This window comes from Massilia sp. TWP1-3-3 (assembly GCF_049897805.1).
Classification (GTDB): Bacteria; Pseudomonadota; Gammaproteobacteria; order Burkholderiales; family Burkholderiaceae_D; genus Telluria_A.
Genome location: NZ_JAFCWX010000003.1, coordinates 140,618 through 153,358, shown reverse-complemented (window position 1 = coordinate 153,358; position 12,741 = coordinate 140,618). Strand labels below are relative to the sequence as shown.

The following is a 12,741-nucleotide window of genomic DNA, read 5'->3' as shown; positions in this document are numbered from 1 at the left end:
TCGAGCACGAAAGTAGGGCGGAAAAGCGCGAGCGCATTGCGCCATGCGTGCGGCAACGTGGCGCATCCATGGTGGAATGCGCTGCGCTCTTCCACCCTACCAGACGCCGATTATGCTGACCTGCGCAACCTGCGCCCAGGTCAGCTGGTATTTCCTCATCCCACCCTGTACGCGTTCTTGTCATTGCGACCACCTGCCAAATATGCTCGGCAGCGTTTCGCTTGAGCAGGGCTATAATTGCCTCCACGACTAGGTTGCAAAGGACGCCGGATGTATTTCACCACTGACCCACCGGTCAAAGCAGGTTTACCCTGGTATCAAACCGTCGTCGCCCTGATCTGCATGCTGATCCTGGTCGCAAACGGCGTCAGTCTGTTTCATAACCTTTCCTCCCTCAAGGGGGCCAATTCGGTCCAGAGCCAAACGGCTAAGGTGGCCGACCAGGTCCAGTATCTGAACGTGCTGGTGATGGATGCCGAGAGCAGCCTGCGCGGCTACTTCCTGTCCGGTTCCGAGGTCTACCTGGGCCCGCTGCGCACCGCCAGCGGGGAGATCGACGCCCAGTTTGCCGAACTGAATGTGCTGCTGGCCGACAGCCCGTCGCAGCGCAAGAACCTGGCCCAGTTGCGTGCGCTCGTCACGCGCAAGCTCGAAACCATGTACCAGGCGCTCGAGGTCTATCGCAAGGGCGGGCTGAACGATATCGTGGCCATCGCCGGCACCCATGACGACAAGACGCTGCAAGACGAGATCCGGCTGCAGGTCGTCATCATGGTGCAGGAACAGAACGAGTTGCTGGCCGCGCGCCGCGGCGCTTTCTACAATGAATATCAGTACGCGGTGATCGCCGGGATCGGCATCAATGCGGTGGCAATCCTGGTCCTGGCGCTGTTCTATCGCCTGATCCGGCGCGCCTTTCACGCCCGCCTGGCCAGCGCGTGCGCATTGCAAAACGCAAACGACAACCTGGAGTCGACGGTGGCGCTGCGCACCGAGCAACTGTCGGTGCTGTCGCGCCACCTCATCAGCGTGAGCGAAAAGGAAAAAGCCCGGCTGGCGCGCGAGCTGCACGACGAAATGGGCGCGAATCTGACGGCGATCAACATTGATATCAATGCCGTGGCCGACCGCCTCCGCACCACCGCCCCCGCACTGGCCGGCATGCTCGACCGTGCACGGGGCACCTTGCTCGATACCGTGGAATTGAAGCGGCGCATCGTCGAAGATCTGCGCCCCAGCATGCTCGACAACCTGGGCCTGTCAATGGCGCTGCAAAGCTATTGCGGCGACTTTGGCCGCGTCACCGGGCTCGACTGCGAAGCGCTGGTCGTAGGCGATATCGATTGCGCCGGCGCGATGCAGTCGATCGCCGTATTTCGGATCGTCCAAGAGTCACTCAACAACGTCGCCAAGTACGCCCAGGCCAGCCAGGTCACCGTGCACATCGCGCGCGAAGGCGACATGCTGGCACTGGAAATCATGGACAACGGGGTTGGCATCGATGCGCAAGAACTGGCCAAGCCCAAGTCGCACGGCTTACTGGGCATGCGCGAGCGTGCCTTTCTGTTGGGCGGCAGCTTGAGCATCGCACGCGGCATGCAGGGCCGCGGCACGTGCGTCAAGGCCAGCATACCGCTGGGCGAGCCGGCCGATAACGAAAAAAAAGGACAGCGTGAAAAGCTGTCCCCGTTACCGTTTAGCGCGCCACATCCATCAGCAGCCGGTCATATTCCGTCTTTGCCACTTTGTAGCATTCACCCGCATACGCCTCCAGACCTTGACGGTCAAGTACGGTGATGTTGCCGCGGCGGTATTGAATCAAGCCGTCGTCCTGCAGCTTGCCGGCCGCCGCCGTGATGCTTTCGCGGCGCACGCCCAGCATGATCGAAATGAGCTCCTGCGTAACCTTCAGTTCGTTGGAGGCGGAGCGGTCGAGCCGGTCCAGCAGCCAGCGGCACAGCTTTTGCTCGATTGAGCTGTGGCGACCGCCCACGGCGTTTTGCGCCATCTGCGCGAACAGGGCATTGGTGTAGCGCATCAGCAACTGGGGCAGCGCGCCGCCCTGGTTGAACGCGTCGCGCAGGTATTGGGTCTTGAGGCGGTAGCCATAACCCGCGCTCTGGACCACGGCGCTGCACATGGCGCGCTCGCCCATGAACAGCGACATGCCGACCACGCCTTCATGGCCGACGACAGCGATTTCGGTGGTGGCGCCGTCTTCCATGACGTACAGCAGCGAGACGATCGCGGTGGTGGGGAAATACACATTTTGAAGCTTGCTGCCGTATTCAAACAATTCTTTGCCAAAAGGGAGAGCCACCAGTTCCAGGTGCTCGAAGAGCGACTCCAGATCATGGCGGGGCAGGGCGGCCAGCAATTCGTTCTGCTGGGTGCCGCTGTAGCTGACAACGGGCCGGGACACAACTTTCAACTCCTGCGAACCGACAGGAATCTGGTTTACGGTCTGCGCCTTTTGCGCGGTACCACCAAGTTGAGTGTTGTTCATTTGTTTTCCTCACTATCTATGCATCACACCATGGACGCTCTGCGGACAACCCGGCAGAAACGCGATGTGTGAACATTAAAGCTATTGTGTGTTGGCGAACATAAGATTAGCAGTCGCCCCTATGTAGGCTGTATGCATAATATTATGTAGTCCTGGTCCTACTGGGAGAAAAGCCTGAAAACGGTCCGTATTTCCGCTATGTTTTCAGGAAAATATGATCAGAGGGGTTGAAGTGCACCCATGCGACCCGACGTGGCGACCGCATTTTGCCCGGCGGCTTGGGCGAGCCTGCTTAAATGTCGCATAATGTGCGTTCCTGCAACTACCGAATCGCACCCATGCACGTCCTACTGGTGGAAGATGACGCTGTCCTTGCCGACGGGCTCACCCGCATATTGCAAAGCCATGGCATGGTCATTGACGTGGTGGGCAATGGCAGCGCGGCCGACGTGCTGCTGCAACGCGCTGAAGTGGCGGTCGTGGTGCTTGACATCGGCCTGCCCGGCATCGACGGCTTCGAGGTCGTGCGCCGCCTGCGCGCGCGCGGGTCCAACGTGCCGGTGCTGCTGCTCACTGCCCGCGACGCCATCGAAGACCGGGTGCGCGGCCTTGAACTGGGCGCCGACGACTACCTGGTCAAACCGTTCGCCACGGCCGAACTGGTGGCGCGCATCAAGGCGCTGGCGCGGCGCAATGCGCCCAAGCCGGCCGTGCTGACGCTGGGACGCCTGACGCTCGACACGTTTACCCGGCGCGCCCTGGTCGACGGACGCACGGTCGAACTGTCGGTGCGCGAATGGGCGGTGCTTGAATACCTGCTCCAGCAAAGCGGGCGCGTGGTGTCCAAGCAGCAGATCATCGACGCCATCCTGCCGTGGGGCGACGACCTGACCACCAACGCCGTCGAAGTGTACATTTCGCGCGTGCGCCTGAAAATCGCCGACGCGGGCGTGTCGATCCGCACCATCCGCGGTTTTGGCTACATGCTCGAACATAGCGCGTGAACAGCATCCGGCTGCGCCTTCTGAAACGCCTGATCGGACCGATCCTGCTGGTCAATCTGGCCGGCGCCGGCCTGACCTACATGCTGGCGTGGATGCCGGCCCAGATCGCGTTCGACCAGGGGTTGCAAGACGCCGCCGGTGCCTTGTCGCTGCGCCTGCGCGCCGGCGCCGGCGGTGCGACGATTGACTTGCCGGCCGAAGCCGAGCAAGTCCTGCGCGCCAACGACGTCGATGCCTTTTACTTTTCGGTCAGGTCAAGCGCCGGGCGCCTGCTGGCCGGCGACGCCGGCTTCCCGCGTGCGCGCGCCGGCGAAAGCGGCGCCTATGACGCCAGCATCAACAACGAGCCGGTGCGGGTGGCGTTTCGCAGCGCGCGCGCCGGCGGCGAGGCGATCCAGATCGGCGTGGCCAAAACCATGCGCAAGCGTTTGCAGATCCGTTCGGCGGTGGTGCGCGCGCTGGTCCTGCTCGAAACCGTGATCACGCTGGCCCTGGTCTGGCTGACCTGGTTTTCGGTCTCCAGCGGCCTGCTGCCGCTGGCGCGCATGCGGGCCAACCTGAACCGGCGCGAGGCGGGCGACCTGGCGCCGATCGACGGCGGCGACGTCCCGTACGAACTGGCGCCGGTGGTGGGCGCCTTTAACGAATTGCTCGACAAAGTGCAGGCAGGCGCCAGCGCCCAGCACGATTTTCTGGCCGATGTGGCGCACCAGCTGCGTACGCCCCTGGCCGGCTTCAAGCTGCAGCTCGAGCACCTGGCGGCGCGCCACGCGAGCGACCCGGACACGGTCCATTCGGTGCAGCTGATGCTGGTCTCGAACGAACGCATGATCCGCCAGTCGAACCAGCTGCTGGCACTGGCGCGCGCCGAACCGAGCCGCTTTGAAAGAACGCGGCTAGAGACGATCGATTTGGCGCGCCTGGTGGAACAGGTGGTGCAGTATTTTGTCGACGAAGCGGGCAAGAAGCAGATCGACATCGGCTTCGACTTGCTGCCCACGCCAGTGGCGGGCGACAGCTTTTTGCTGCGCGACCTGATCGACAACCTGGTCGACAATGCGGTGCGCTACACGCCGCCGCGCGGCACGGTGACGGTGCGCTGCTATCTTGACGACGGCCACGGCGTGCTCGAGATCGAGGACTCGGGCCCCGGCATCGCGCCGCAGCAGCGCAGCATGGTGTTCGAACGCTTCGTGCGGCTCGACGACAAGAGCGCCGGCAGCGGCCTGGGCCTGGCCATCGTGCGCGACATTGCGCTGGCCCACGGCGCCACCGTTGCCATCGGCGGCGGCGAGGGCAATGCTGGCATGCTGCTGTCGGTGCGTTTTCCGCGCAACTGAACCCCGGCGCACCCCCGGTCGTCCCGCTTGCCCGCCAATCAGTTCACACGGACAGGGCAAGAATCGGTAAAATCGAGGGTTTTGTACAAAAGGCCAAGCTATGGCTGAGAAAATGGCCAACGATATCGAACCAATAATGACCGACGCCGACAGCGGTGCGGCAAGCAGCCGCCAGACGGCCCCGGCCCTGATCGCGCGCGAAGTCGCGCGCCGGCGCACCTTCGGCATCATTTCCCACCCGGACGCCGGCAAGACCACGCTGACCGAAAAGCTGCTGTTGTTTTCGGGCGCGATCCAGATGGCCGGCACGGTCAAGGCGCGTAAAAGCGGGCGCCACGCCACGTCCGACTGGATGGAGATCGAAAAGCAGCGCGGCATTTCGGTGGCCTCGTCGGTGATGCAGTTCGAGCATCGCGAGCACGTCATCAACCTGCTCGACACCCCCGGTCACCAGGATTTTTCGGAAGACACCTATCGGGTGCTGACGGCGGTCGACTCGGCCCTGATGGTGATCGATGCGGCCAAGGGTGTCGAAGCGCAGACCATCAAGCTGCTGGCCGTTTGCCGCATGCGCAATACGCCGATCGTCACCTTCATGAACAAGATGGACCGCGAATGCCGCGATCCGCTCGAACTGCTCGACGAACTGGAATCGGTGCTCAAGATTCAATGCGCGCCGGTGACCTGGCCGATCGGCATGGGCAAGAATTTTCGCGGCGTGTACCACCTGCTGCGCGACGAGATCATGTTGTTCAAGGCCGGCGAAGAAAAAGCGGACGGCGCCTTCGAAGTCGTCAAGGGCATCGACAATCCGCGCCTGTCCGAGATGTTCCCGCTCGAGATCGAGCAGCTCAAGATGGAAGTGGAGCTGGTGCACGGCGCCTCGCATCCTTTCGACCTGGAGCAGTTTCTGGCGGGCGTGCAAACGCCCGTATTCTTCGGCTCGGCCATCAACAACTTCGGCGTGCGCGAGATCCTGTCGGCGCTGGTCGACTGGGCGCCGGCCCCGCGCAAGCGCGACGCCACGCTGCGCGTGGTGGCGCCGAGTGAGCAGGCGTTCACCGGTTTCGTTTTCAAGATCCAGGCCAACATGGACCCGGCGCACCGCGACCGCATCGCGTTTTTGCGCGTCTGTTCGGGGCGCTTCGAGCGCGGCATGAAGGTCAAGCACCTGCGCCTTGGGCGTGAAATCAAGGTCTCGTCGGTGGTGACGTTCATGGCTTCCTCGCGCGAGCAGGTCGAAGAAGCCTACGCTGGCGACATCATCGGTTTGCCCAATCACGGCAACATGCAGATCGGCGACAGTTTTTCAGAAGGCGAGATGCTGGTATTTACGGGCATCCCGTATTTTGCGCCGGACTTTTTCCGCTCGGTGCGGATTCGCAATCCGCTCAAGATCAAGCAGTTGCACAAGGGTTTGCAGCAGCTCGGTGAAGAGGGCGCGGTGCAGGTGTTCAAGCCGGTGCAGGGCGCCGAATTGGTGCTCGGCGCGGTCGGGGTGCTGCAGTTCGAAGTCGTGGCCAGCCGCTTGCTCAACGAATACGGCGTTGATGCCGTGTTCGAGGGCACCAGCATCAGCAGCGCGCGCTGGGTCAGCGGCGAGGACAAGCGGGTGCTGGCGGACTTCGAAGCGGCGCTGGGGCACAACGTGGCCTATGACGCGGCCGGCAATATGGCTTACCTGGCGACGTCGAACGTCAACCTGCGCCTGACCGAAGAGCGCTGGCCGAAGCTGAAGTTTCACGCCACGCGCGAACACGCCGCCAAGCTGGCCTAACGTAGGGCGGATGAAATCCGCCATGCATGCGCCAACACGGCCCACGCATGGCTGATTGGCATCCCCCCCTACAGCGGCGCGTTGGCCTATCGTAGGGCGGATGCAATCCGCCATGCATGCGCCAACACGGCCCATGCATGGCGGATTGCCATCCGCCCTACGTTGCAGCAGTGGTGCGGCCCAGCCGCCAGGCGTCGACCGTACTGGCGATCCAGACCGCAACCATCACCAGCGCGGCAAGGTTCAGCATGCCGGTGTCAATGTGGCTCTGCGCGATCCGCTGCTCAATCAGGATCGGGTCCAGCACCATGCTGCCGTTGGTGATCTCATTGGCGATGGCAAACACCGGCTCCAGCACGGCACTGCTGAAATAAATGGCCGCCAGCAACGCCGGCGCCAAAAATGCCAGCGCGCGCAAGGGACGTTTGAGAAACAGCTGGCCCACGCCCGGGAACACCAGCCCCGAGAGCAGGGCAGCCTTGAGTGAACGGTCCATGCTAATCCTTGTATTTTTAAACTTTGATCCAGCGCAAACCGGAGGACGCTTGACGGCGTAGATTACTTCATGCGCACAGGAAACTTTTTACCGGGTAGGTAATCGGAAACAATCATACCCTGCACCGGCTGGCGCGTACAACGCAACGGGGAGAACGGGATGGACAAGTACTGCATGACGACCGCCTGCGCGTCGCTGGAGCGCTGACATGTTCGCCTCCCTGCTCGCGCGCCTGCGTATCGGGCCCAAGTTGTTGCTTGCTCCTGGGCTGGTCCTGGCGCTGCTGATCGTTTCTTCCAGCGCCGCGTATTGGGCCATGCTGCGCCAGAACCAGTCGCTCGAGACCATCGTCGCAGTGCGCGCGGCGCGCATCAAAGAAGCGAGCGACCTGGTGGCCGAAGCCCAGGGCGCACATGCGCGCAGCTACCAGCTGCTGACCTGGATCAGCGCCAGCGTCTCGGCCGCGCGCATCAACGCGCTCGAAACCGACATCCACCGGCGCCACGCGGCGCTTGCGCAGCGCTTCGCCCGTTTGGCTGCGGCGCGCGCGCCTGGCAGCGCCGAGCGCGACCTGCTCAAACAGGCCGAAGCGGCGCACGCGCGCTACGTGGGCGCGGTGCTGGAAGTGATCGACCTGGCCGGCGGCGACCAGTCCGTGGCCGCCAACGCCATGGTCAAGGCCGAGCAGGCTTTTGAGCGCGAAGCGTGGCGCCTGGCCGCGCTGGCAGGACACGAGCAGGCGCTGAGCGAAGCGGCCTCGCGCGGCGCGGCATCGGACTTCCAGCTGCTCCGGCTGTTGATGCCGGCGCTGGTGGCGGCCTCGATCTTGCTGTCGCTGCTCATTACCTTTTTGGTGCGCCGCGCGCTGCTGCGCGAAGTGCACGACATCGGGCAGTCCGCGCTCGACCTGGCCAGCGGCAACCTGACGGTGCGCGCGCGTAACTACGGCGGCGACGAAATTTCCGACACCTCGCGCACGCTCGACGCCAGCATCCGCACGCTGAACCACACGCTCAAGGACATCCTCGATTCGGCGCGTTCGATCGACAGCGCCTCGCGCAGCATCGCGATGGGCAACGCGCGCTGGTCGGACCGCGCGGGCGAGGCGGCCAGTTCCTTTGAACAGACCAGCGCCACCATGGAGCAGCTGTCGGCCACGGTGAACCAGAACGCCGGCCATGCGCTGGCTGCCAACCGGCTGGCTGCGAGCGCGTCCGACCTTGCCCAGCGCGGTGGCGACGTGGTGCGGCGCCTGGTGCACACGCTCGGCACGATCAAGGGCAAGTCGCGCCGCGTGGTGGACATCGCCGACCTGATCGACCACCTGGCTGGCCAGACTGCCACGCTGGCCTTGAACGCGGCGCTCGAGGCGGCGCGCGCCGGCGAGCATGGGGTTGCGTTTGCGGCGGTGGCCAGCCAGGTGCGGCTGCTGGCCCAGAGGAGCGCTGCAGCGGCGCGCCAAGTTCGCGAGCTGGTCGAGCAATCGGTGGCGCAGATCGACGGCGGCAGCGCGGCGGCGGCCGAAGCGGGCTACAGCATGGCCGACATCGCCGACTCGGTGCGCCAGGTGGGCGACATGATCAGCCAGATCAGCGAGGCCAGCGCCGAACAGGCCAGCGGCATGTCGGACGTCACCTGCGCGATCGTGCAGATGGATCAAATGACGCAGCAAAATTCGGCGCTGGTGCAGGAGGCGGCGGGCGCGGCGGCCAGCCTGCAGGCGCAGGCGTACAACCTGTCGCAGGCGGTGGCCGGGTTTAAGCTGGACGAGGGGGGCGAGGTGGGCAGGCCCAAGTTGTGGCTGGCGTCCAAGCGTGAGTGAGCGAGCGAGCGAGTGAGTGAGTGAGTGCGTATCTGCGCAATCGGGTGGCCGGCGGCACCTATTTTTTCACCGTCACGCTGCTTGATCGGCGCAGCAGACTGTTGCTCGACCATGTTGCGCTGCTGCGCGAAGCGGTTCGCAAGGAACGCGCGTTACGGCCCTTCCATATAGATGCGTGGGTTGTGCTGCCCGATCACATGCACTGTGTCTGGACGCTGCCGGAGTGCGACAATGATTTCTCGACGCGTTGGAAGAACATCAAGGCGACGTTTTCAAGGGCGCTGCCCAAGACGGAGTATCGTGACGAAGTGCGCAAGAGGACCGGTGCGCGGGGCATCTGGGCGCGGCGATTTTGGGAGCTTACGATTCGCAATGATGCCGATTACGCGGCGCACATCGACTATGTGCATTTGAATCCGTACAAGCACGGCTTGGTGGCGCACGTGCGCGACTGGCCATATTCGACGTTTCACCGCTACGTCAAAGCTGGAGTGTACCCCTTGGATTGGATGACGGACGTGTCCGAGATGACATGTGGCGAATAATCAAAAATGGCGGAATGCGTTGCGCTTTTCCGCCCTACAGTCAACACAAACCGTAGGGCGGAAAAGCGCAGCGCATTGCGCCAAGAGTCGCCGGAAGTCTAAACCGTAGGGCGGAAAAGCGCAGCGCATTCCGCCAAGAGTCGCCCAAACGCCTAAACCGTAGGGCGGAAAAGCGCAGCGCATTGCGCCAAGAGTCGCCCAAACGCCTAAACCGTAGGGCGGAAAAGCGCAGCGCATTGCGCCAAGCGTCGCCCAAACGCCTGAACCAACCGGTGGAAGAAGACAAAATCCGCCTTCTCCCACCATCCCGCCTAAACCGCCTGACTACTCGTAATCGCTGACCGGCGCACAACCACAAAACAGATTCCGGTCGCCATACACATTATCAGCCCGCCCAACCGGCGGCCAGTACTTCTGCTTGCGCAGCGACGCCACCGGAAACGCCGCCACTTCGCGGCTGTACTTGTGCTCCCACACGTCGGCCGTCACGACTTCGGCCGTATGCGGCGCACCCTTCAACGGATTGTCCATGCGGTCATACTCGCCGCGCTCGACCTTGACGATCTCGGCGTGGATCGCAATCATCGCATCGATAAAACGATCCATCTCCGCTTTCGATTCGCTCTCGGTCGGCTCGATCATCAGCGTGCCCGGCACCGGAAAACTCATCGTCGGCGCGTGGAAACCGAAGTCCATTAGCCGCTTGGCCACATCCTCGTTGCTGATCCCGGTGGCGTCGGTGATCGGACGCAAATCGAGGATGCACTCGTGCGCCACCAGCCCGTCGTGGCCCGTATAGAGCACCGGATAATGCGGCGCCAGGCGGCGCGCGATGTAGTTGGCCGCCAAAATCGCGGTCTCGGTGGCGGCGGTCAAACCTTCGCCGCCCATCATAGCGATGTACATCCACGAAATGGGCAAAATGCTGGCCGAGCCATACGGCGCGGCGCTGACGGCGCCAATGCCCGCTTCGTCGCGCGAATAGCCGGTCGAGCGCTGGTTGGGCAAAAACTTGGCCAGGTGCGCGCCCACGCCGATAGGACCCACGCCAGGCCCGCCGCCGCCGTGCGGAATGCAGAACGTCTTGTGCAGGTTCAGGTGGCTGACGTCGCCCCCGAAGCTGCCCGGCGCCGCCACGCCGACCAGCGCGTTCATGTTGGCGCCGTCAATGTAGACCTGGCCGCCGTGCGAATGGATGATCTCGCACAGTTCGCTGATGCCTTCTTCGAATACGCCATGGGTCGACGGATAGGTAACCATCACGCAGGCCAGGTTGTCGCTGTGCTTTTCAGCCTTGGCCTTCAGGTCGGCCAGGTCGACGTTGCCGTTCTCGTCGCAAGCGGTAACGACCACTTTCATGCCCACCATGTTGGCCGAGGCCGGGTTGGTGCCGTGCGCGGACGATGGAATCAGGCAGATGTTGCGGTGCGCTTCACCGCGCGAGGCGTGGTACGCCTGGATCACTAGCAGGCCGGCGTATTCGCCCTGCGAGCCGGCATTGGGCTGCAGCGAAATGGCGGCGTAGCCGGTCAGCGCGCACAGCATTTCTTCGAGCTGGCCGATCATTTCGCGGTAGCCGACCGTCTGCGCGTCCGGCGCAAACGGGTGGATGTTGGAGAACTCGGGCCAGGTCACCGGGATCATTTCGCTGGTGGCGTTCAGCTTCATGGTGCAAGAACCGAGCGGGATCATGGTGCGGTCCAGCGCCAGATCCTTGTCGGCCAGCGAACGCAGGTAGCGCAGCATCTCGTGCTCGGCATGGTAGCGGTTGAAGGTCGGGTGGGCCAGGTAGGTGCTGGTGCGGCGCAGTTTTTCGGGGAACGCAGTCTGCGCGCTCGCGTCGAGGGCCTCGATGGCGTCGAACTGCGGCGCCGCCGTCGCCTTCGAGACGCCTTGCGAGAACACGGACCACAGCAACGCGATGTCTTCGCGGGTGGTGGTTTCGTCGAGCGAAACGCCGATCAGGCCGTCGCCGGCGCGCCGCAAATTGAGGCCTTTTTCATTGGCCAGCGCATGCAGCTGCTCGGCGCGCTCGGTCTTGATGGTGAGCGTGTCGAAGTACGTTGCGTTGACGATCTCATAGCCAAGCTGGCCCAGTTGCGCGGCCAGGATGTTGGTGAAGCGGTGCACCCGATTGGCGATCTGCGCCAGGCCCCGGGGCCCGTGGTAGACGGCGTACATCGACGCCATCACGGCCAGCAGCACCTGCGCGGTGCAAATGTTGGACGTCGCTTTTTCGCGGCGGATGTGCTGCTCGCGCGTTTGCAGCGCCAGGCGGTAAGCCTGGTTGCCTTGCGCGTCGATGGTCACGCCCACCAGACGGCCCGCCATGCTGCGCTTAAATTCGTCGCGCGTGGCCAGGTAGCCGGCGTGCGGGCCGCCGAAACCGAGCGGCACGCCAAAGCGCTGGCTGTTACCGACCACTACGTCGGCGCCCCATTCGCCGGGCGCTGCCAGCAGCGTCAGTGCCAGCAGGTCGGCCGCGGCAATCACCATGGCGCCGGCGGCATGCAGCTTTTCAACGGCGGCGCGGTAGTCGCGCACGTCGCCGTTCACGCCCGGATACTGCAACAGCACGCCAAAGCATGGCTCGGCCAGCGACTCGATGTCGGCGGCGGCGATCACGCGCACGTCCACGCCGATCGGGCGCGCCCGCGTCTGGAGTACTTCCAGCGTCTGCGGCAGCACGTCGTCGGCCACGTAGAACACGTTCGAGGCCGATTTGCCCACGCGCTGGATCAGCGTCATGGCTTCGGCGGCGGCGGTGCCTTCGTCGAGCATCGACGAGTTGGCGATGCCCATGCCGGTCAGGTCGGTGATCATCTGCTGGAAGTTCAGGATCGCTTCCAGGCGGCCCTGCGAGATCTCGGGCTGGTAGGGCGTGTAGGCGGTGTACCAGCCCGGGTTCTCGAAGATATTGCGCAGCACGACGCCGGGCGTGTGGGTGTTGTAATAGCCCTGACCGATCATCGACTTCATGACCTTGTTCTGGGAGGCGATTCCTTTCAGCTTGGCCAGCGCCGCCTGTTCCGGCATCGGGTCAAAAAACTGGCCCAGTTCGAGTTTGCTCTTTTTGCGGATATGGGCGGGGACGATGGCGTCGATCAGCGCCGCGCGCGAAGCGTAGCCTAGCGTTTGCAGCATGGCAGCCTGTTCGCTGTCGGAAGGGCCGATGTGGCGCGGGATGAAGGAGTCGCGTGCTTCGAGTTGGGTCAGGCTGGAGCGGGTCATGATGTCGGGAAGGGGCACAA

9 protein-coding genes are annotated in these 12,741 nt (G+C 63.6%); 6 read left to right on the top strand and 3 right to left on the bottom strand.

Annotation, left to right across the window (positions count from 1 at the left end; all coding sequences use genetic code 11):
• The first annotated feature begins 270 nt into the window (after positions 1-270).
• A complete protein-coding gene (locus ACP7D4_RS03985) occupies positions 271-1,797 on the top strand; it encodes a CHASE3 domain-containing protein (RefSeq protein ID WP_426101102.1) in 1,527 nt (508 codons plus the stop codon).
• Here ACP7D4_RS03985 and ACP7D4_RS03980 read toward each other — a convergent pair.
• Entirely contained in the window at positions 1,697-2,506 is an 810-nt protein-coding gene (locus ACP7D4_RS03980) for a Crp/Fnr family transcriptional regulator (RefSeq protein WP_426101100.1), read from the bottom strand. The genes ACP7D4_RS03985 and ACP7D4_RS03980 overlap by 101 nt on opposite strands.
• A gap of 338 nt (positions 2,507-2,844) precedes the next feature.
• Here ACP7D4_RS03980 and ACP7D4_RS03975 point away from each other — a divergent pair, with 338 nt between their 5' ends.
• The 3 genes from ACP7D4_RS03975 (at position 2,845) to ACP7D4_RS03965 (ending at position 6,627) form a co-directional block, all read left to right on the top strand.
• The gene (locus ACP7D4_RS03975; RefSeq protein WP_426101098.1) at positions 2,845-3,510 is read left to right on the top strand and encodes a response regulator transcription factor; all 666 of its coding nucleotides are present in this window, start codon (positions 2,845-2,847) and stop codon (positions 3,508-3,510) included.
• On the top strand, positions 3,507-4,850 hold the full coding sequence (locus ACP7D4_RS03970) for a sensor histidine kinase (protein WP_426101096.1): 1,344 nt from the start codon (positions 3,507-3,509) through the stop codon (positions 4,848-4,850). Before ACP7D4_RS03975 ends, ACP7D4_RS03970 begins: the two co-directional genes overlap by 4 nt.
• A 112-nt stretch (positions 4,851-4,962) precedes the next feature.
• Positions 4,963-6,627 carry a peptide chain release factor 3 gene (locus ACP7D4_RS03965; protein ID WP_426207931.1) on the top strand — a complete coding sequence of 555 codons (1,665 nt, stop codon included), beginning with the start codon at positions 4,963-4,965 and terminating at the stop codon, positions 6,625-6,627.
• Positions 6,628-6,784: 157 nt separating this feature from the next.
• On the opposite strand, the gene ACP7D4_RS03960 is transcribed toward ACP7D4_RS03965, so the two are convergent.
• Positions 6,785-7,123: a hypothetical protein gene (locus tag ACP7D4_RS03960; RefSeq protein WP_426101094.1), complete on the bottom strand. Its 339-nt coding sequence runs from the start codon at positions 7,121-7,123 to the stop codon at positions 6,785-6,787.
• Between the two features lie 208 nt (positions 7,124-7,331).
• Here ACP7D4_RS03960 and ACP7D4_RS03955 point away from each other — a divergent pair, with 208 nt between their 5' ends.
• Positions 7,332-8,945, top strand: a complete 1,614-nt coding sequence (locus ACP7D4_RS03955) for a methyl-accepting chemotaxis protein (protein ID WP_426207844.1) — start codon at positions 7,332-7,334, stop codon at positions 8,943-8,945.
• Between the two features lie 20 nt (positions 8,946-8,965).
• On the top strand, positions 8,966-9,490 hold the full coding sequence (locus tag ACP7D4_RS03950; protein ID WP_426207843.1) for an REP-associated tyrosine transposase: 525 nt from the start codon (positions 8,966-8,968) through the stop codon (positions 9,488-9,490).
• A 324-nt stretch (positions 9,491-9,814) separates the two neighbouring features.
• Here ACP7D4_RS03950 and gcvP read toward each other — a convergent pair whose 3' ends face one another.
• Positions 9,815-12,721, bottom strand: a complete 2,907-nt coding sequence (gcvP, locus tag ACP7D4_RS03945; RefSeq protein ID WP_426101088.1) for an aminomethyl-transferring glycine dehydrogenase — start codon at positions 12,719-12,721, stop codon at positions 9,815-9,817.
• Positions 12,722-12,741 lie beyond the last annotated feature (20 nt).